We start from the raw sequence: 20,688 nt of genomic DNA, 5'->3' as shown, positions 1-20,688 counted from the left end.
ATGTCGCACCTGAAACATACCCCCTTCACTGCATTAGCCAGTTTAAAACGAAAGCGTGATTGCCAGATTCTGCCCGGTGGAGTCATCGCGGTAATTTCCCCAAAATCACCCCATCGGGCCGGTGACCTTGGAAACGGCTCCTGGGGCCGCATCGATTACCTGGTAAAAGTTGCCGGTTTTCGCCTGCAAAGAGTTTGGAAATTTTAAAGCCTACAGCCATGCCCAAATCAAGAAACCGGAAGAAACACAAAAAGAAGCTCCGGAATTACAAACAGAGCTTCAATGCCGGACATTCATCATGGATGCGGTCAATTTTGAACAGATACAACAACCTCGATGGAAAATAACAGTGATAATCGATACCGGTGCATAACCAAAGGAGAATTGGCCAAATTATGTGGCGTTTCCGCCACCACAGTGAGAACCTGGTTGAACATCAGGTATTATCCGGAACTAAAGAAACTGGGTTATTTTCCAAGACAGAAAATACTACTGCCTCCACAGGTCAGGTTTTTAGTTGATAAACTGGTAATTATCGAAGATGATTCCTGGTTGAAGGAGCAAGGAGAGGAAAGAGAAGAATCGAAGTAGATCTGAAAAGAATTTTTTGGAGAGCACTGGACCGGGTTAGGAGAATAGATTGATTTTAAAAGAGAAGAACCCGGTTATTGGCCGGGTTCTTTACTCTTTTCAATTTCATCGAAATACCGAATAAGGACTGTTTCCACGAAATTACTAATGGGACGATTCTCCTTCTTGGCCTGTTCTTTGACCTTGTCCCAGATAACCTCATCAACGGTGATTGTTTTGGCTGACTTTGTCATAAGGTATTTAATATTTGTTTGTACTACGAAAATAATATAATAATATCATATGTCATAATATATTTATTATACATTTGTTTTATTATAATATATTATTTTATAAATTTACAGCATGAATCAATTAATAATTCAGTTATGGAACAGACAAATGAAACGTTAAAGGTTAACGGGATAGAGCTTTCTAAAGAAGCAATTGAAGAAATCAAGTTTTACCAGAAAGAAGAAAACATTGTTATTGATGCAACTATTAATTCATTGAATAAGGTCATCGATTTAATTTCTCTGGCAAATATTGACGAATTTACTGCAAGGGATAAATTTGACGCTATTTCCACTGTCGTTGCTACAAAAGTTTTTCTTAACAAGATGAAAAAGAAGTAAATTCATGAAAAACGCATAAAAAAGGGTCTTCCAAATCGGTAGACCTTTTTTTATGTCCAGGAACCGGCCCAACTTCATATAAATATTGGGAGTAAACAGTAGTATTCAACAGGTTGGATGTTTCTTCACCCCTATATTTGTGTAAACAACAAATTCAAATCAAAAAATGAATGATATTATGAATTACACCGGTGCCGATATCCAAGCGGCCGAACAGGCAATTGTTGACGCCTGGAATGTCTACTTACAACGAAAAGAAAGATACGATGGAAGCGTGTCAAAGGGTCATGAAGGATATGCGAAAAGACACTTTCTGAAACCGATGAATCAGGCCTATGCAGATTGGGAAAGAGCGGTACAGTATCGCGACAGCATCGTTTCTGGAATTGATACCGTTGAGAACCTGGATTACATGAATGCCCAGAGAGATTATCAGTCGGCCCAGCTCGATGGGGCCAGCTCCGGAACCTCACAACAGGATGTCTCGTCTTATATTTACCTGGGCTTGGCTGTCCTGGTAATCGCGTACTTTTGGCAAAGCTAAAATCCCCAGCTGTCGCAATGTTGCCAGCTGGGGACCTCCAGTCTCATTAAATCAGAAATCAATCAGTTCATCGAACTGTTTCATCTGTTTATTGATTTGCTGGTCAGTAATATGGACATAAACCATAGTCGTGGTAATGCTGGAATGTCCTAACAGTTTTTGAAGCGTTGCCACATCCGCGGTCTTCTGGATAAATAGCGTTGCGAATGTGTGACGGCCGACATGGGTGGTAACCCTCTTATTTATTTTGTGGTCTTCTGCAATTTGCTTCAAAACCTTGTTCATTCTGGGTTCTGTGTAAGCTGCAAAACAATTTCCATCCTTCTTTCCTTCATCGTCAATCAGACGAATCGCTTTACTCGTAAGGGGAAGTTTGGTGGTTTCCTTTTTCTGTGTCATGGTTTTTTCCCGGACGAAAACCAATGTGTTCCCGAAAATATTATCAAAACGAACCGATTCTCTTAATCCCCCGTGGTCCATACCCGTGAAGCACATAAACAGAAAATGTCGCAAAACTGTGTGTTTGGCTGGACTGTCGATGTACTTTCCTTCTAGGTAACTTTCCCAGAGCTCCTGCAGTTCATCTTCTTCCAGGAATACCCGATCCGTTTTTTGCTTCTTCACCCTGATGGACACAAACGGGTTCTCTTTGATGATACCCTTCCTTTTTGCGATATTCAGATACAGCCGGAAAATTTTTAACTGTTTATGGAGGGTGTTTGTCTCATTCTTATGCTCCTTTTTCAGCCAACGACGGAACAATTCAATAAATTCTGCATCAATCTCGGAGAATGCTATTTCTTTCCGAAATTCCTTCAGTCGACGCTGAAAGACTTCATCCCGGGCAATGGTTCGAGGAGCGGATTCATCTTTTCTTTCTTTAATAGCCTCTTCCAGAAATTTGTGAAAATCGATTCTCAGTGCTGGGTTGTTGTACTCATTCTTTAGCAATTTGGGAGTAAGTTTCTTATTCTGCAATTCATAATCAATAAACACCTTATTCAATCTGGATCTACAATTTTCAATTATAAGGTTTTGCTGATTAACCCTTTTGCCTCTGCCTTTCACTCTCCCTTTAACTTTATCGAACTTATCCGGATGGCAATATACATGGGTGAGAAATTGAACTCTATCGCGATTTACATAGGTCACAATGTAAACAGGGGCTGTTCCATCATTTCTGACCTTTCCTAAGTTAGTTATAACGCTCATTTTCTTTGTCGTTTTTTTGCGGTTTGTAGATTAATTTGCGGTGATTTTGCGGTAAAATCGAAAGAAAGGTATATACAAACCGCCTTAAAAACAAGAGGAGTAGCATAAATATACTACTCCTCAGTAGCCCCACCAGGACTCGAACCTGGATCTACAGTTTAGGAAACTGTCGTTCTATCCCTTGAACTATGGGGCCATAAAAAACACTGCGCTCGGGCAGTGCAAAAATAGATAAAAATCAGTTACAGACAAGCCGGGCGGTTGGCAATTACCTCGCCGGATCCAACACCGGAACAGCGCACAAACGTTTGGCTGCTTCTTCCAGCACATCGTTATTGCGGGCAAAGCAAATGCGCAGCATCCTTGACTTGGTTTTCTCGTGCCGGAAAGCCGAAAGCGGCAGCACCGAAACACCGTATTCCTTCACCAACCGCATGGCAAACTCCACGTCGGTTTCGTCGGAAATATTGCTGTAATCGAGAATTTCGTAATAGGTTCCGGTGGCCGGAATGATTTCGAAATTGCTTTCGCTCATCAGGCGGTTGAAATAGTTTCGCCGGCCCTGGTAGAAATCCGCAATCTCTTCGTATTTGTTATCCTCTTCGAGAAATTCGGCCAGCGCAAACTGTCCGGGCGTGTTGACGCTGTATCCCTGGAATTGCTGGATTTTCCGGAATTCGCTCATCAGTTTTTCAGGGCCCACCACGTAGGCAATTCCCCAGCCACTGATTTTGTACACTGGTCCGAAAGAGGAAACCACGATGCTGCGTTCCGCCAGTTCGGGAACCGACGACATGCTGCGGTGTTTCTCATCGTCGAATACAATGTGTTCGAAAATCTCGTTGGCCAGAATCACAATCCGCGTTCCATTGGTCAGCCGTTTCAACTGGTTGATGTCCTCTTCGTTCATCACCCTGCCGGTAGGGTTCTGCGGGTTGTTGATGATGATCATCCGGGTTTTGGCGTTCATCAGCTTCTTCACCTCGTCCCAGTCGATATGGAAATCGGGCTTCTTCAGATTCACGTACACCGGACGTCCGCCATTCAGCTCGATGGCCGAGATGTAGGATTCCGAAACCGGTTCGAACAACAACACCTCTTCGCCTTCCTTAATCATCGCACTGATGGTGGTAGCCATGGCTTGCGTAGATCCGGCGGTGATGGTGATTTCGGTGTTCGGATTGTATTCTTTGTTGTGTAGTTGCTTAATGCGGTCGACAATAACGCGGCGCAGCGGCTCGATTCCCTCCATGGGCGCATAATGGTTGTATCCTTCCGATACATATTTATGCATCAGCTTAACGAGCTGTTCCGGGCTGGGAAGATCAGAAACCGACAGGGCGAGGTCAATGGCGTTATGTTCTTTTGCCAAGTCAGTCATCGTCGCAATGATACTTCTTCTTGATGTTGGCAATTTTGATGAAACCATATATTCTTTTAGAAGATTGGGGTCAAAAGTAGTAATTATTTGGAAGGCGCAACAGCCTTTTTACACCTACAATTTACTTGATTTTTCGGGAAGAGAAAACGCTTGTGTGAAGATTATGCTACGAAAATAATTCCCTTAGTACCGGGAGGGATTTAATGTGGATGGTGCTCCCGAGATGCAAACTGAAATAGTCGAGGAGTGCTTCGAGGTAGCGGTCGCGTAATTTGTGATCGAGTTTCAGCGTTTCGAGCGAGTCGAAATTCACGTGAATCAGCTTCGCGAACAGGCGGCTTTCGTCCTTGCGAAGGTACTCGGAATGCGGAGGTGGCATGGTGACAAACACGCCGTTGCGCAAGTCGAAATACGGTTTTTCTTCGGAATAATTGTCCCTCGGTCCGAAGCCCAGATAGCGGGCAAACTGCAAGAGAAATACCAGGTGGAAGTTGGCGGTTCCTTCGGTCGCCAAATCAAGGTATTGTACCGCGTGAAACAGAAATTCAAACAGTTCGGGGCGCGGTTCTTCTTCCTGCAACACCTTGTAGAGGATTTCCGAGAGGAACATCGCCTGTGTCGATTTCCCGATTTCGAATGGAATGGAAGAGTAAGGCACGGCATTGCGCATCTCTTTCACGCGCTGCAATTCGCGGCCCGGCTTGTACGATACTTCCATATCGAGCAGGAAGAGCGGCTGTAACAGGTTGGCTTTGCTGCGCGACTTTTTTCCGCGAACGCCCTGCATCATGAACGACATCCGCCCGAACGCTTCGGTGTACAGCGTGACAATCATGCTGGTTTCGCCGTAGCGAAGGTAATGGAGGACGATGGCGCGTGTTTTCTGTTGCATGGTTTACCGGATAAAAAGGAGTTTGGTCACGAAACTCTGGTCGCCGTTCTGGTCGGAGCAGAAGACCAGGTACACACCGGTGTTCACCCGGCGTCCGTAAGAATCTTTTCCATTCCAGATAGCCCGGCCACCATTAGAAGTGGTTTGGAAAACCAGGTTGCCGGCAATGTCGGTAATCTTCACGGTCGACTGGTCCATTAAACCATCGATGGTAATATCGCCGTGGTACGTTTCCCTCACCGGGTTGGGAAACACATATACGTTGGCGAATGTTTGGTTACCACCCGATGCATCGCTCATGTACGACTGAATGCCATAGTCGGTAGCAAAGAATACTTCGCCGTTTTTCGCATTGATGGTTATCGACTTGATATTGTTGGAGAGAAGGGGCGAATTTTCGGTATTGAAATGGCGAATGAGTGTTTGCCCGTCATCCGAAAAGAGAAACGTGCCGGAATTCTTCGTTCCGAACCATTTCCGGTTGCCGCCGTCCACCGCAATGGAGGTCACCACTTCTTTTTCCAGCAGCGGGTGATAGAGACCGTCGCCCAAATCAACGCCGGGTTGAATGCCGTAAAAGTCGGACGTGTCGAACACCTTATCGGGATTGTAATATTCCACCACGCCTTTTCCGGTTCCGACCCATAAGGCACCATCCTGATCTTCGGCCATGCACTGGATGTTGGAATAGAGCTTGGAAATGGAGGTTTCGTTGTTGGAGAAAACGCTTCTCACGGTCAGCTTCCGGTATTTGTCGTCGGTCTGGTCGTCTATGGTGCGGTTGTCGTCGAAGGCAAACAAACCCACATTCGTGATGATAACCCATTTGATGCCTGATTTCGTAGCCAGAATATCGCCCACAAAATTGTCGGTGCTTTCCAGTCCCGGATATTTCAGACTCGCCCAGTTTCCGTCTTCTTTCAGCACTTTTACCTGGTGCTCGACCAATGCGTTAGTCATCCAGAGGTTGTTATTCCGGTCGAACGACAAGCCGCCAATCCAACACAGGTTGTCGCCATAGGCTTCAAGTGGAGAGTTCGATGGATCGTAATGCTCCGTTGCCTGGAGAATATCGAAAGCAATCAATCCTTTTCCCCATGAAGCGGCATAAAACCTGTCGGGATTTCCGGGTACGGAAGCCACCCGGACCAAGTCATTTACATTATCGAGATTCTTCGTGGTGTTGGCGTTGATGGTATGCCACTCGCCGTTGCTTAAAAGATGAACTTCGGCGGGCAGGAATACATCGCCGCTTTTGGAACCGGTCGCAGCAAATACCGTCCCGTTGCCGGATGAGAGTGAAGCGCCCAAATTATCGGATGGACCATCCGGAATGATTTGCTGAAAGCTTCCGCCGTTAGTCCGTTCAATCATCCCGAATTTGCTGTCGCCGATCCAGAGATTACCGTTGCTTCCGGCAAAAGCGTCGGAGGGAGAGATGGTTTGCCACTGCACAATTTCGGGGCTATAGGTGGTGATAGACGAGAGCGAAGAGCCGTTGTACAAATCAACCGACTCACTTCGGGTAATGACCAGTTGGTCGTTGCTGCTGGTCAGGTTCAAGCAATCATTCATGCCGGTGAACGCTGTTTGCCAGTAATTTCCGTTCCATCGGTACAATTGTTTGGCGGTATTGTCGAAAGCGTAAACTTCGTTTTGAAAGGCAGCAATGGAGGTGAAGTCGTCGGTGTTGCCCGGAACCGAGGTTTGCTGTTCCCAGTTGGCGTAATCCTGCAGGTTGGGTTCATCCTTTCGCGCCCGGTAAATTCCGCTTGCTGTGGCTGCCCAGTAATACTGGTTGTCGATGGCCAACGCGTCCACCATGACGGAAGCGCCGCCACTCCCAATCAACCACGTTTCGCTGATTTCCCGTTTCTCCAGGTTCAGTTTTACAATGCCGAAACCACAACTGAGGTAGGCATCGCTGCCGTCGGTAATGATTTGATTGATGGACTTTCGTGTCAGATTGGTTTTGCGTTTGATGGCGGAAATGTTGTGCACGGTTTCGCCGTCCAGCAAATCGATGTTGCCGTTGGAATAACCAATCACCAGTATGCCCGCCGCATCCGACCAGCCAATGGCTGAAATGCCGGCATCCGATAGTCCTTCCACCCGGGTGAAGGTCTCTACACTATTATCGCTTTGGTTGTAACTGAAAAGTCCCTGACTGGTAGCCGCGAACACTTTTCCGTCGGCTTCGGTCACAGCTATCACATCGTTAAACGAAAGATGCGATCGCCAGTGGTACAAAGGCACCTGGGCCTGGGTGATTCCGGTTACCAGTAAAAGCAGGAGGAAGTAGATTCGTTTGTGCATTCCGTCAGGTTTGTTTTCTTGCCCCAAGTTAAAAAAATCGCGTCAGGCAACCGTTTTCTTTTTTCGCTTCCGCAGAAAAGTGTCCCACAAGAGCCAAACTAACAAAAGCAAAAAGCTGATGGCTGAAACCGCAAAAGCTGCCAACACTTTGGTCGGATGGTAGCGGAACCGGATGTGATGTTCACCGGTTGGCACCGAAATCTTCATCAAGGCTTTGTAGGCCGGTTGAATTTCTGTCGCTTTCCCATCGATGAAAGCCTGCCAGCCGTTTTTGAAATTCTGCAGATATATCAATTCAGAAGGTCCCTTTAGCGAAACATCCGCTTCGAGGTAATTAGCACCGAATCCGGTGATGGAAATTTGGGTTGAATCATTGTCATTTTCCTTCCGGAAGTAGAGCAATGGATGGTCGATAACGTCCCGAAAAACGGACGAATCTTCAAATGCGAGCCAGGTGCGATACTGATAAGGCGAATATCCGTCGAAACTGATTTGCTTGTAGAAAGTTGGCACATTTCGCCACAGCGGACGAACATCAGGCGTTCGCTGACGAACGGTGGCAATTCGTTGATTCAAATCGGGAAATGGAAAACCTTTGGGCAGCCGGTTTAGTTCGGCTTGTGTTTGAGTTGGCCGGAAATCGTCGATGACTGACATGTGAATGTTGCTCTGAACGGCAAACAACATGTCGATGAAAATAAGTCCGGGAAGAACAAGTCGCCAGTTTTTCTTCTTCCAACGGTTTATGGTTAGCCAAAGGACGAAAATCAGCACTTCCTGCAAGAGTGCTTGTCTGAAAATAGCATGAAGCGACTCATTTTCAAGTTTCCCAATAAGCGTGTACAGTAAAAGGGCAACAAAAACCGGAAAAACGAAGAGGCTTACTAACATAATTTGCCCTAGTCGTCGCTTATCATATTTAATTAATCTGTTAAGTAATGAACCTGCTAAAAGCAGGCTGAAAAACACGAAAAACAGCCGGAAAAGGGCCGGAATGCGGAAATAGTTGAAAAGTGGCAGGGCGTAATAAAGCCACGTCCGTAACGGCAGGCCTTGTCCCAGCGACACGGCCAGAAAAAAAATAGCGGCCGCGAAATACCACCATTCGGTTCGTTTTTTTCCTTTGGCAAAAATCCAGGCAACGAACAGCATCATGGGCAGTATGCCTAAGTAAACGTTGATCATCGACTGGTCACCAATCCAAAATGTGCGGCTGTAGTTTTGTGCTGCCGGGAAGAAGAGTGATAGCAGGTCGATTGGGTAAAAGGGAACCGATAGTGCCCGCTCCAGCGAAATACCGTTTCCGCGGTGCATCGCCGGTATCAGGTCGAGCAGCGAAACCCACACGACAGCACTGACGGCAGCGAAGAGTACGCCGAGCAATAGGTGGTTTTTCCATTGGCTGGCCAGTCGGGCAAATTTCTTGTTTCGGATTTCCCGATAGGTACGCCACAGAAAAATGCCGATCAGAATATAGACGGTGGTGACAAAAAAGGCGAGATAACCCCCGGTGAACAGGAAAAAGAGATAAAGAACCGTCAAAGCTAAGTGGCGCGGTTTTCCCTTTTTCAGGAAAAGGAGATAGGCTTCGAGCACGAACGGCAGCCAGGTTCCGCTGACAATCCAACCAAGATGTTGGGCATTTCCCACAAAGAAGCCCGACAACATGTACCCGATGGAGCAGAAAAGTGCTACTTCTGGAAGCAGTCCACGACTTCGCGACAAGCGAAACATGCCCCAGCCGGCCAGAAAAATATGCAGCAGGAACTCCAGGCTTAGTGAGTAAAGCGTGTATTTTCCCGCCAGGGCAAAAAGCCAGAAGATGGGATACCAGGTTTGTGGGTCGCTGTGCTGCGAAAAACCGAGAAACTGGAACGGATTCCAGAGCGGCAACTCGCCATGCCACGCTGTAGCGGTGATGATGAACCGCCACGGAAAGGAGATATCCAGCGCGTCCCATTTGAGCGTGTTGCGAAAAAAGGCCACCTGCCAGAAAGCGGACAGTACGGCCACCAGCAAGATGAGGAAGGTCTTTTTTCGCGTTAGCTGCATAACGGAGGTTTAGTTTTTCTTCAGGTAGTCGACCAGTTTGGCGACAGCGCGGCCCCGGTGACTGATTTCATTCTTTTCGTCGGCTTCCATCTCGGCAAACGCTTTTTCTTTTCCTTCCGGAAGGAAAATCGGGTCGTAGCCGAAGCCGGCTTCACCGCGTGTTTCGATGAGGATTTCACCTTCTACAATTCCATCGAATTGCGTCTCTTTTCCATCGATAATGAGGGAAATGACGGTGCGGAAGCGGGCGGTCCGGTTCGTTTCACCGTTCATCAGGCGCAATACCTTCTTCACATTTTCGCTGGCATCTTTGGCTTCGCCGGCATAGCGGGCAGAGTAAACTCCCGGCTCACCATTCAGTGCATCAATTTCGAGACCGGTGTCGTCGGCAAAGCAGTTGATTTGGTAACGATCCCAGATGTAAAATGATTTCTGGGCGGCATTGGCTTCCAGCGTGTCACCCGTTTCCGGGATGTCGTCGGTACAGCCGATGTCGTTCAGGCTGAGCAGTTCGAATTGTTCACCCAGTATTTCGCGAAGTTCTCTCAGTTTGTGCGGATTGTTGGTGGCAAAAACCAGTTTTTTCATAAATGATTGCAAATGCGTTTTGCACAAATGTAAAGCATTTAAGGCGAATCGTCGTTTTCACGAGGAAGGTTCTGTGGTTTTTTCGAGCGGGAGTTGAAGAACAAACGGATGGTGATGCAAAGCGAAACACCGATGAAGAGTCCGGACAGAAACAGCAACGAAGGGTCGTAGCGGGAAATCACCAAAAACAGCAATCCGGCAATGGCTGCGAGAACGGCCATGGCAAGCCAGGTGATTCGCCGGTTATTTCTTCCTGATGTATTCATGACCAGCGGGTTTGGTTGTGATTAAGGTACGAAAAAAGGAAGTGTAAGGAAAGCCAGGGGTTACGGTAAATAAAAAACGGCCGGAAGTATCTCCCGGCCGCATTCAATATTTTGCTCGCCAACCCTTAGTTGACCGAATAGGTTTTCGTTTCGATGGCGTCCTGAACTGACTGCGGGAGTTCCGACAGGAAGTTGTAGCCGGTCGCATCTTCAATGTCCCTTACGGTGACAATGTATTGGGTCCAATCCGCATCGATGTTGTTGGTGTTTGGCGTATTTACGGCCAGAACCATTGTCGTGGAATCAATCCGGCTCAAATCGTTGTCGCCGGTTTTCAACATGACGGCTATTTTCCAGACATGGGAAGGCACCGTGATGTTTCCGTTATCGATGGTGTTAACGGTAGTGCCGTAATAGCCACTTCCGCCTTCACCATACGACCCCATGATGATGTAGATTTCGTAACCTTTGTCCACTTCACCACGCAGGTAATTCTCGAGGTCGGCCCAGGTATGTTGATTGTTGTTGGGCGCTTGCGGAATCATGTTGGTCATCAGGAATGTGGACGAGTTGGCGTTATATGAGCTGGTTCGATCGGCCGAAGGGCAGTTGTGTCCACGGTCGAAACCACTTCCGTGGTAGCTGTTATCCTGTACCTGGAACCAGTCGGAAGGCAAATCGGCCCACGCGGCGAAATTATCCTGCCGGCTCACGGCATGGGTAATGTTCGAAGCATCGAGGTGCCAGCTCACCCAGTTCGGTTCGGCCCGGCTCGCACTATACGACTCGGTGTAGTAACCCATATCGATGAGGTAATTGTCTTTCGAAACGATGGAATTCACGGCATCCGACGGATTTCCCAGCAGCATATTGCTGTTGTCTCCGGATGTGGGCGGCGCATCGGTTCCAACGGTTACATTTCTTGGCTCAGCTGCATCCGAAGTGGAACCACCACCGCCACCGGTTGAGGTTGTATCGGGCTCGGAAACAGAAACACCCGGGTCGCCGATTCCTTTGAATGTAATATCGTCGAGATTGACCCGGTTATCGCTGGATTTCATGATTTTGAACCGTACCGCCAGCGTATCGCTGATACTGAACGAGTCGGTCTTCAGCGTGGTGGACGTTTCGGAAATATCGCTTCCGATTTGGGTGTATGTCGAACCGCCGTCGTCGGAAAGCATGAGCTTCCAGGTGGAATTACCGTCGTTGCCGAATTTCGCGTGCTTCACATATAGCATTTGCACACCGTTGATGTCAAAATTCATCGCAATGCTTCCGTTGCGCAACCGGACCGATTGATTGCCTTCTTTGGCATCGCTGGTCAGGTTTCCGAGGAGTGCATCGTCCATGTGCCAACTACCGGTGCTTAGCGTCACATCTCCGGCGGCATAGGCCGTTTTTTGGCCACTCTCGAAGGTTTCGGTTATCGAGAAAGGATCGGTATTCGTTCCGGATTGAGAGCCTGAGTCTGAATTCGAATCGGAACCCGAATCGGTTCCGGTTTGATTGTCATCGGAAGGAGTAACCGGTGCATCGTTTTTAGAACAGCTGGCAACGGCCAGAATAACGAAGGCCATGAAAAGCCATCGCTGCAGATTTGTCGGTAGTTTTTTCATATCATAAAAATCCTCTAAAACTCGCAGAAACGGGGGAGTTTTGCTGTCAGTTAATCATTGGTAACCCAAACTTAGGAAAATTACAATGGAAAACGTGTTAAAATTACAACAGGGATTCACGGTTATCTGATTTGAGGATATAAAAAGGCAGGGGACAGGTCTGAAGCAGAAGTTTGGAAATAAAAAAAGAGGCAGTGCATTCGAAAAAACTGCCTCTTCAAAGGTTTGCCCGAAAGCCGGACTAGTACCCGCTATGATAACGATAGTCAGGTTCGGGCATAATGATGGCCAGCACGAAATAGAGCACTACCATCAGCGGATTTATAAATGATAATACAACCCAGGCTATTCGCACGAATACCGGGTCCATTTGTGGATTCAAATATTCGGAAATGCCGCCGCATACGCCAAGTAAGCTTTTGTGATACGAGCGGGTTAATCTTTTCTGCATCGCTAACTAAAATTTTGTTGTTTAAAGGTCTATCTGGCTTTCGCCGATTGATTTCAACTCATCGAGGTTGCGGACATCCATGTCACCATAAAAAGAGATGAGGCAGTTCAATCCACTCGGATTATCATTCCCAATCACGATGTGGCATTCGCGCACTTTACGTTTGTTGCCTTTAATCCAGAACGCAACATTGTCAGACGGATCGCTGTCTTCGGGTTCTGCCTTTTTGTAGTGCATCCGCGAAAGCTTATGGTTCATCATCCGGTAGAAGTCCTTATGCAGTTCCGCCTTTTTCGGATTGAAAACCATGATCCGGATCTCTTTCAAATCACCCGTTACTTTTTTGTTTTCATCGTCCAGTGTCAGGTCTACCACATCGAGCATATTTTTCGATACGGAAAACCAGGAGAAACCGTCCTGTTGGTCAAATTCGTTGTAAATCCGGTACGATTTACTTTGCCCGTTGGAGACCAGTGAGGTCAGCAACAGTGCAATCATGATTCCAATTTTATAAATTAAACTCATCTCGGTTTAGTTTTTATGGATGAATTATGGTGTCCGGCAAACCGTTTATTTTGCCATTGAGAGTCCCTGAGGTGTCATGGTCCAGTATTTTCCAACCATGTCGCCATCCCAGGTATTGGTAGTATTTTCGATGTCGTTGATAATTTTAACCATTCTGTCGCCGAGATAAACGGTTTTTCCTACCGGAAGACGAAGAATGACATGCACTTCCTGGTCGCGCCACTGTTTTCCTTCTGCAATTTCGAACCAGGGTGAAAAGTTGACCAGCGAATCTCTGATGACAATCTTATAATTAGCATCTTCCGCGTTGTCCTGTGCCATGTCGATGGTCTTTCCACGCGCTTTCGAACGGATAATCAGTTCCGGTTCGGTGCTGGAAGTCGACTCAATGTCAAAGGTCGGGTGGCCAACCAGCACATCGCGTCCGTTCAGCGAGGCAATGCGCATGTCGTCAAACTGAATATCGTCGTTGATGTAATCGCGGTACTCATCCGGAGCCAGTTTCAGGTAGAGTGTATCTGCTTTCGACGTTATTTCGCGCCGCTGTGTATACGTTCCCTGGCGTTTGAAATAGTTGACTTTGCTGATGCCGGTTCCCAGAAGAATCATCAGGGCAATAATCCAGAGTGCAAAAGCCGAGAGGCCAACGGCCGCGTTATTTGATTTGTAACGGAAAACCAGTTTCGTTCCGAGGTAAATTAACGCCAGCAGTGGAATTCCAACCAAGGCGGCAACGGAAATCATTAACCAGTTCAACGTGTCGGTTCCCACATAGAAGTGGAAGAAATTCGGGACTACATGACTGCTCCAGGGAACAATTCCCAAAAAGGCATTCGAGATGAATAACGAACCGACCAAACCGATGATGGTAAGCAATCCTCCGACAATGAGGACAACCCCAACAACTATGACGAAAATTTTAAGGACTACGCGGAGTGCAGAACCAAGCACGCTGCCTGCATCATTTATTTTTTCCCGCCCCCGCGTGTACGAAGGGGAATTTCGGAACTTTTGATAATTTTTTTTTACGTCCTGAAATTCATCCTTGATGGTCTTTTTTATGTTGTCGATGTTGACATCCTCACCTCGCATCTCAAGGCGTTGCGAAGTGGTGATGGCCTTTGGGACCACAATCCAGAAAATCAGGTAAAGCAACACGATAATTCCATGAGAAATCAGGAAGAGTAAAACGAATGCCAGACGGAAAATCACCGGGTCAAGATTGAAATAGGCACCCAATCCGCCGCAAACACCACCTATTACCTGGTGTTCAGGATCGCGGTAAAGCCTTTTTCCTGTCCGGAACGTCCGCTTCTTGTGTTCTGTTGGTTCTTCCTCCTCTTCTTCAGCGGCAAAGTCTGATGGCCGGCCCATCACTTCGATTACCTCTTCTACATGTTGTATGGTGACTACATTGCCGTCGGTTTTTGTCTTTTCCTGGAAGAGTTCAGCTATACGGGCTTCGATGTCCATAATGATTTCTCTTCCTTCCGGATCGGAACCGAAATACCGGTTAATGTCGAGAAGATAAGCCTGTAACTTATCGTAAGCATCTTCATCGATGTGAAAAACGGTTCCGCTGATATTAATGGTTAGTGTTCTTTTCATGTCCAATGTTTTTGTGTTTCGGGCGATTCCAGTTAACTGTTTTTGATTTCAGCGACAGCTCCGACCAGTTCCTGCCACGAGCCTTCCAGTTCGGAGAGGAATTGGCTGCCGTTTTCGGTTAATTCGTAGTATTTCCGGGGAGGTCCCTGCGACGATTCCTCCCAGCGATATCCGAGCAAACCGGCATTCTTCAGTCGGGTTAGCAGCGGATAAAGGGTGCCTTCCACCACAATCATGCGAGCCGACTTCATCTCTCCGATGATGTCGGAAGCATAGGATGGGCGCTTGGAGAGTATCAGGAGAATGCAGTACTCCAGTACTCCTTTGCGCATTTGTGCTTTTGTATTTTCCAGTTTCATTGCGATCCCTTTCTTTATCTACATCAGCTGGCAACTAACCGGGGCGTCCTGGGGTTTGGTGTCCGGGGTCGATTCGTTGCTGTTTTTCAGCTTGGTAGTTCCACTAGTACTTGTATGGCTATTGTTATTTGATGCTTTTGTGTCTTTGAGTGTTTTGTTGTCTTTCTTTAACGGAATGGGGTTGGCAATCCGGGTATGTATCGGAAGACTTAACACTTTTTCGGAAGCGTTTTGCTTGACTTCTTTTTTATGTTTCTGTTTATTCTTCATAAAATGAGCTTCCATTTCGGTGACGGTTGCATCGATCAACTTTCCAGGAAGTCTCAATAGAACAGTTGAAATCACCGTGCTTTTTGAACTTTCTCCAACCAGTAGGGAGGCTGGGCGAAAGCCGGCAGCTGGTGTGCAGGAATTTAAAAACAGCATCGCTGCCAGTGCCAGGGTTACCGTGATGTGATTTCCTATTCGTTTCATCATTTTTCGATTTACATTTTCAAAAATACCTTTTAAGGCATTGAAGTATGTAATGCAAATATATGAACAAAGAATGGTACTATGCAATACAAAGTAGTATATTTTTTCAGAAATACATCGAATTTTTTTACTTTATGAAGTAAATAGCAGTCTGAAAACCTTTAATTTAAAAGAGAAACAGGCTGTTTATGAGAATGAGATTTTTGTCAGATTTTTTTGATATAAACCGAAAAAATTCAGCTCATTTTAAAAATTATGTCTTCTTCCGGAAGAAAAAAAGGCTGCCTGCCGAAAAAATAGTCCGGAGGCAGCCTTTGGGGTTTCAAGATTGGTTATTTAATTGGGCTTACTGTTTCAATAATTTGAACTGATATACGCGGCTATTCTGTTTAATGTGCAACAGGTAAATACCATCCATCTGATTTTGCAAATCGAGCGTCACTTCGGTTCCTTTATTCTCCAGGTGGATGAGCCGGCTACCACTAATGGCATAGAGATCTAGTTCATCGATACCGGAAGATGACACGATTCGCACTTTACCTTTGGTTGGATTTGGATAGAGTCGAATATCGGAAAGTGAAATATCCGGCACGTCCGAACAGATGACACTCAAAACCGCTGAGGGATCAGATAAGCAACCGGCATCACTTTCCGCGACAGCGAAAAAATCTCCGCTTTGCGAAATGACATATTGGTCGGATAGCTCATCCTGAATTTCCGCATCGTTAAAATACCAGTGGTTGATTCCGGTAAAATTCGAAATCAGGGTATCTTCATTCTGCGTTAGCGTTGGTGTAGCCGGCAGTGAGTTCACCGAGACCAGGATGGTATCCCGGTTGAAGCATCCGTTATCATCACCTACTACCAAAACTACTTCACCAGCACTGAAAACCTCCTGTTCCTCAGTTCCCACAACTTGATTCCATGCGTAGGAGACCATCTCTGAAGGCCCGGTTAAAACGACCGAACTACCTTCACAGAAGGCTAGATCAGGTCCAAGGTCTACTGTTGGCAAAGGATTTACGATTGCCACAATCGTGTCGGAAGCGGAACATCCACTCGCGTTGGTCACTTTCAGTACGTAGGTTCCTTCGGAATCGATCGTCATCGATTCCGTTCCGACGACATTGTTCCACTCGTAGGAAGCAAATCCTGATTCAGCCGTTATGGTAATGGAACTTCCCTCGCAGAATGCAACATCGGGCCCTAAATCTACAGTCGGTAATTCGTTAACCGTGACTAAGACATCGTCGGAAGCCTGACAACCGTTATTATCGGTTACCACAAGGGTGTAGGTTGCCTGACTGTTCACGACCAATGAATCAACGCCGGTTACTCCATTCCATTCGTATGTCTCGAAATCGGATGGAGCCTTCAGCGTTGCTGATTCTCCCTGACAGAGCTGAATATCGGGGCCTAATTCAAGTGTTGGCAACGGATTAACGGTTGCCACGATGGTGTCAGAGGCCGAGCATCCACTCGCATTCGTGACTTTCAGCACGTACGTTCCTTCGGTATCGATGGTCAGCGATTCTGTTCCGGCGACATCGTTCCATTCGTAGGAAGTAAATCCTGATTCAGCAGTTATGGTAATGGAACTGCCCTCGCAGAAAGCAATATCCGGTCCTAAATCGACAGTTGGCAAATCGTTTACTGTAACTAAGGCATCGTCTGAAGCCTGGCATCCGTTATTATCGGTTACAACGAGTGTATAAGTCGCCTGACTGTTCACGACCAATGAATCAACGCCTGTTACTCCATTCCATTCGTATGTCTGGAAATCGGATGGCGCCTTCAGTGTTGCTGATTCTCCCTGGCAGAGCTGAATATCGGGGCCTAAGTCAAGCGTCGGCATCGGATTGACGGTCGCCACGATGGTATCAGAAGCAGAACACCCACTCGCGTTAGTCACTTTCAGTACGTACGTTCCTTCGGTACTGATGATCAGTGATTCCGTTCCGGCGACGTCGTTCCATTCGTAGGAAGCAAACCCTGATTCAGCCGTTATGGTAATGGAACTTCCCTGGCAGAAAGCAACATCCGGTCCCAAATCGACAGTTGGCAAATCGTTTACCGTAACTAAGACATCGTCTGAAGCCTGGCATCCGTTATTATCATTTACCACGAGGGTATAAGTTGCCTGACTGTTCACGACCAATGAATCAACGCCGGTTACTTCATTCCATTCGTATGTCTGGAAATCGGATGGCGCCTTCAAAGTCGCCGACTCTCCCTGGCACAACTGAATATCCGGGCCAAGATTAAGATTGGGGAGCGCATTGACGGTTGCGGTGATGGTGTCGGTAGCCGAACATCCAAATTCGTCGGTTACTTTCAACACATAGGTTCCGGCCGTATCGGTTGTCAATGATTCGGTTCCTGGCACCTCGTTCCATTCATAGGACGTAAATCCGGTTGCTGCGTCAATAGTTACTGAACTTCCTTCGCAGAAGGCTACATCAGGGACTAAATCCAAAGTCGGATTGGCATGGACTGTGATATAATTATCTATCGCAACAGAGTCTTTTAGGTTGTCAGTAGTGTAAATGGCTACCAGTTTTACACTGAAGGTTCCGGCTGTTTCGTATTGATGAACAGGCGAGGTTTCCGTGCTGGTTTGTCCATCGCCAAAATCCCAGTAAAAGGCATCGGCATCGCGGCTGGTATTCGTAAAAGTAACGTCAAGAGGTTGACATCCTTCTACGATATCAGCCGTAAACTGAGCTTTCGGGACAGCTTTGCGTTCAAATTCCCGTGACACTACCGGAGACCATTTTCCTTCTGAATCCATTGCTTGGAAATGCGCCAGATGGCCAGTCCCGATTGGAATAGCTGAAACATCGATATTGGCATCGAATGCCAAGACAGCGACAGGTTGCTCAAGAATAACAGTGTCCATGCTACTCATATCATCGTCGAACCAATAACGGTATTGTGTGATTAGGGCTGGGCTTGAAGATTGACCTCTGACTATAAATTGCTTTGACTGCAGACTGCTCCAAATACCGCTTTCGTCCTGAACTCTGTAGTTCAACAGATGGACGCCCTCATTCAAACCGGAAACATCGATCGTGTTGTCGACACCCAAAGTGGCTGTCGCCGGAATGTCAGTTGTGATGGCATTCGGGTAATCTCTGTCGAACCAATACTGATACCGAACCAAATTGTGAGGTTTTGTAGCCCCGTCTCGTTTAACGAACTGTTTGGTCAGAACCGGACTCCATTTTTGGCTTTCGCTCAGCGACCTGAAATTAAGCGTGTGAACACCGTCACTCAGGGAAGAAATATCAATTGCTTCATCGAATGTGACAGCATCGGCTGCCGGAACTGTTGTTGTAACGGCATTACCGAAATCTTTGTCGAACCAGTATTGATGGGCAATTATTTTCTGAGATGCGCCCAGGTCGACACGTTTAACGAATTGCCTTGTTGCTAAAGGAGTCCAAATTCCATTCTCGTCACGGACTCTGAAGTTTAGCGTATGCACTCCGTCGGTTAATGCTGATACGTCAACCTGATCATCTATATTCATTATATCCGTAGGAGGGAATAGGGAAGTAACCGCATTTCCCACATCATTGTCGAACCAGTATTGACTGGCAACAAGATTATGAGTTAGGGTACTGGCTGTACGTTTGATGAACTGACGGGTTAATACCGGAGTCCAGGCACTGTTTTCATCCAGAAAACGGAAGTTCACAATGTGAACTCCATCGGCCAGTGTGGAAACCGAAAGATCAAGTTCAACATCGATGACAGGCAAAGGAGACGGGAGATCGACCCGCACTTTTCCTGCATCGTTCGTATCGAACCAATATTCATAGCCAGTGACTTTATTCTGCCCCAAAAGCGGAACAAGCCACAGCCACAATATGGCTAAAAGCAAGAGGCGCTTCATAACTCTTTTTTTATTGATGAGATATGATTAGCGTTCCTGGGCAGCGACACCGATTTTTACATTAAGCAAACCATTGGCGTCGTTTTCACTGGCCACCTGAGCTTTGTAAACATGAGGAGTGGAGGGAACAGCTCCCGGTTTGAACGGATCGGCAGCATCGTAAATCCCTGCATCAACGAGTGGTTCACCGGTATTACCGGCAATTCCGGTAGCAGGAGAACCATCAGCCAGATGATAATCGTTGGCATAATCGAACGTATATTCTAGTCCACTTTCGAGATGGACAAATATCGAATTGATGTCAACATTTACGACATTATAATCATCCGGTGTCGTCAGCGTTGGGTTGGAGACGAACACGTTTTTAAGGAAAGTGATGTCGGCAGCAAAATTGAAATAAGTGGAAAGGATAACATTTGATACGATTTGACAGCCAGATGAATAGGCAAACATGTTTGCTGAAAAGGTCGTGCTACCTTTATTTAGAAAAATATTATTCTGAAAGCGGGAAGTATTGTAGAAATAGGTTATTCTCCCCTGAATGATTGATTTCTCGACGAGTACGTTATCCAGTTTGGGATCGCCTGTTAAGTTACCTCGAAGAACAGACTCGGAAATAATAACCCCATTGCTTCCGGTTGCCGGGTTGTTTCTGAAACTGATCGAAGAGACGTTACAACGGTTGATTTGAAAGTTGTCAATGTTTTCACCACTGTAATAATTGATGTCAATTGAAAGATAGAAGCCTTCTAAATGACTTCCGCTGGCTCCACCATAAACGTTGATCGAACCAAAGATTTCGGTCATACCGGATGCTTTGGTCGAATCGGGATGGAAACCGGCACCATAAATAACAAGCTTTTTATTAAGGGTTAGACTTTCGGTGAAAGACGAACCCGGTATATAAACGGTGTCATTGTCGACAGCGGCCGTTAAAGCCTCGCCAATTGTTTTGTAAAAAGTTGAAGTACCTTGATGGTTGAGTGTGACAAATCCTGCCTGCGCAGAAGCCAGTTGAGTACCGGCGACGAAAATAGCAACCAGAAAGAGGCTGCCGATAAAAAGCTTTTTCATGTCGTTTCTGTTAGGTTAGTATTGATTTTCTTTGATTTGAGTTTTAATAAAACAATTTAAGTTAAATTCTGATAATCAGGATGTACATAGTGTAAAAGTCAATTATCAAATCGTAAATATTTTACACAGTATGGCTTGGAGTCTCAATAAAATAGGGGACAAGAGCTTATTTCTTTTTTGTGGTAAAAAAGTTGACAGGGTAATTTGTATGACGCTGAAATAAT

At 46.4% G+C, this 20,688-nt stretch carries 20 protein-coding genes and 1 tRNA gene; 4 read left to right on the top strand and 17 right to left on the bottom strand.

Annotation, left to right across the window (positions count from 1 at the left end; all coding sequences use genetic code 11):
* Together CLV93_RS04090 and CLV93_RS04085 are read left to right on the top strand one after the other, a co-directional pair.
* A complete protein-coding gene (locus CLV93_RS04090; RefSeq protein ID WP_106540905.1) occupies positions 1-207 on the top strand; it encodes a hypothetical protein in 207 nt (68 codons plus the stop codon).
* A 129-nt stretch (positions 208-336) separates the two neighbouring features.
* Positions 337-591, top strand: a complete 255-nt coding sequence (locus CLV93_RS04085; protein WP_106540904.1) for a hypothetical protein — start codon at positions 337-339, stop codon at positions 589-591.
* A gap of 74 nt (positions 592-665) precedes the next feature.
* Here the strand turns inward: CLV93_RS04085 and CLV93_RS20210 are convergent, their stop codons facing one another.
* A complete protein-coding gene (locus tag CLV93_RS20210; protein ID WP_153637028.1) occupies positions 666-824 on the bottom strand; it encodes a hypothetical protein in 159 nt (52 codons plus the stop codon).
* A gap of 135 nt (positions 825-959) precedes the next feature.
* Between CLV93_RS20210 and CLV93_RS04080 the strand changes: the two genes are divergently transcribed.
* Both CLV93_RS04080 and CLV93_RS04075 read left to right on the top strand, forming a co-directional pair.
* Positions 960-1,205, top strand: coding sequence for a hypothetical protein (locus CLV93_RS04080; RefSeq protein ID WP_106540903.1), 246 nt, complete (start codon positions 960-962; stop codon positions 1,203-1,205).
* 166 nt (positions 1,206-1,371) lie between these two features.
* A complete protein-coding gene (locus CLV93_RS04075) occupies positions 1,372-1,749 on the top strand; it encodes a hypothetical protein (protein WP_106540902.1) in 378 nt (125 codons plus the stop codon).
* Positions 1,750-1,800: 51 nt separating this feature from the next.
* Here CLV93_RS04075 and CLV93_RS04070 read toward each other — a convergent pair whose 3' ends face one another.
* From CLV93_RS04070 to CLV93_RS03995, 16 genes are all read right to left on the bottom strand, one after another.
* Positions 1,801-2,961: a site-specific integrase gene (locus CLV93_RS04070; RefSeq protein ID WP_106540901.1), complete on the bottom strand. Its 1,161-nt coding sequence runs from the start codon at positions 2,959-2,961 to the stop codon at positions 1,801-1,803.
* A gap of 124 nt (positions 2,962-3,085) precedes the next feature.
* Positions 3,086-3,157, bottom strand: a tRNA-Arg gene (locus CLV93_RS04065).
* 72 nt (positions 3,158-3,229) lie between these two features.
* Entirely contained in the window at positions 3,230-4,390 is a 1,161-nt protein-coding gene (locus tag CLV93_RS04060; RefSeq protein ID WP_106540900.1) for a methionine aminotransferase, read from the bottom strand.
* A 118-nt stretch (positions 4,391-4,508) separates the two neighbouring features.
* Complete coding sequence (gene recO / locus CLV93_RS04055; RefSeq protein ID WP_106540899.1) at positions 4,509-5,234, bottom strand: DNA repair protein RecO; 726 nt, start codon at positions 5,232-5,234, stop codon at positions 4,509-4,511.
* A 3-nt stretch (positions 5,235-5,237) separates the two neighbouring features.
* Positions 5,238-7,550 carry a type IX secretion system anionic LPS delivery protein PorZ gene (gene porZ / locus CLV93_RS04050; RefSeq protein WP_106540898.1) on the bottom strand — a complete coding sequence of 771 codons (2,313 nt, stop codon included), beginning with the start codon at positions 7,548-7,550 and terminating at the stop codon, positions 5,238-5,240.
* 42 nt (positions 7,551-7,592) lie between these two features.
* Positions 7,593-9,602 (bottom strand): YfhO family protein, encoded by a 2,010-nt coding sequence (locus CLV93_RS04045; protein WP_106540897.1) that lies wholly within the window; start codon positions 9,600-9,602, stop codon positions 7,593-7,595.
* Between the two features lie 9 nt (positions 9,603-9,611).
* Complete coding sequence (locus CLV93_RS04040) at positions 9,612-10,190, bottom strand: non-canonical purine NTP diphosphatase (RefSeq protein WP_106540896.1); 579 nt, start codon at positions 10,188-10,190, stop codon at positions 9,612-9,614.
* 38 nt (positions 10,191-10,228) lie between these two features.
* Entirely contained in the window at positions 10,229-10,456 is a 228-nt protein-coding gene (locus tag CLV93_RS04035; protein ID WP_106540895.1) for a hypothetical protein, read from the bottom strand.
* 125 nt (positions 10,457-10,581) lie between these two features.
* Entirely contained in the window at positions 10,582-12,075 is a 1,494-nt protein-coding gene (locus CLV93_RS04030) for a DNA/RNA non-specific endonuclease (RefSeq protein WP_170108860.1), read from the bottom strand.
* A gap of 241 nt (positions 12,076-12,316) precedes the next feature.
* The gene (locus tag CLV93_RS04025; protein WP_025862545.1) at positions 12,317-12,526 is read right to left on the bottom strand and encodes a PspC domain-containing protein; all 210 of its coding nucleotides are present in this window, start codon (positions 12,524-12,526) and stop codon (positions 12,317-12,319) included.
* A 21-nt stretch (positions 12,527-12,547) separates the two neighbouring features.
* On the bottom strand, positions 12,548-13,051 hold the full coding sequence (locus tag CLV93_RS04020) for a DUF4252 domain-containing protein (RefSeq protein WP_106540893.1): 504 nt from the start codon (positions 13,049-13,051) through the stop codon (positions 12,548-12,550).
* Between the two features lie 45 nt (positions 13,052-13,096).
* Positions 13,097-14,659 (bottom strand): PspC domain-containing protein, encoded by a 1,563-nt coding sequence (locus tag CLV93_RS04015; protein ID WP_106540892.1) that lies wholly within the window; start codon positions 14,657-14,659, stop codon positions 13,097-13,099.
* Positions 14,660-14,691: 32 nt separating this feature from the next.
* On the bottom strand, positions 14,692-15,018 hold the full coding sequence (locus tag CLV93_RS04010) for a PadR family transcriptional regulator (RefSeq protein ID WP_025862542.1): 327 nt from the start codon (positions 15,016-15,018) through the stop codon (positions 14,692-14,694).
* An 18-nt stretch (positions 15,019-15,036) separates the two neighbouring features.
* Positions 15,037-15,495, bottom strand: coding sequence for a hypothetical protein (locus CLV93_RS04005; RefSeq protein ID WP_106540891.1), 459 nt, complete (start codon positions 15,493-15,495; stop codon positions 15,037-15,039).
* Between the two features lie 343 nt (positions 15,496-15,838).
* Positions 15,839-19,390 (bottom strand): T9SS type A sorting domain-containing protein, encoded by a 3,552-nt coding sequence (locus CLV93_RS04000; protein WP_106540890.1) that lies wholly within the window; start codon positions 19,388-19,390, stop codon positions 15,839-15,841.
* A 27-nt stretch (positions 19,391-19,417) separates the two neighbouring features.
* Positions 19,418-20,464, bottom strand: a complete 1,047-nt coding sequence (locus tag CLV93_RS03995) for a right-handed parallel beta-helix repeat-containing protein (RefSeq protein ID WP_106540889.1) — start codon at positions 20,462-20,464, stop codon at positions 19,418-19,420.
* Between the last annotated feature and the right edge of the window lie 224 nt (positions 20,465-20,688).

Origin of the sequence: Prolixibacter denitrificans (genome assembly GCF_003014495.1) — a bacterium.
Classification (GTDB): Bacteria; Bacteroidota; Bacteroidia; order Bacteroidales; family Prolixibacteraceae; genus Prolixibacter; species Prolixibacter denitrificans.
Note: the sequence above shows the minus strand (reverse complement) of the source record. Positions and strands in the feature narration are given on the sequence as shown.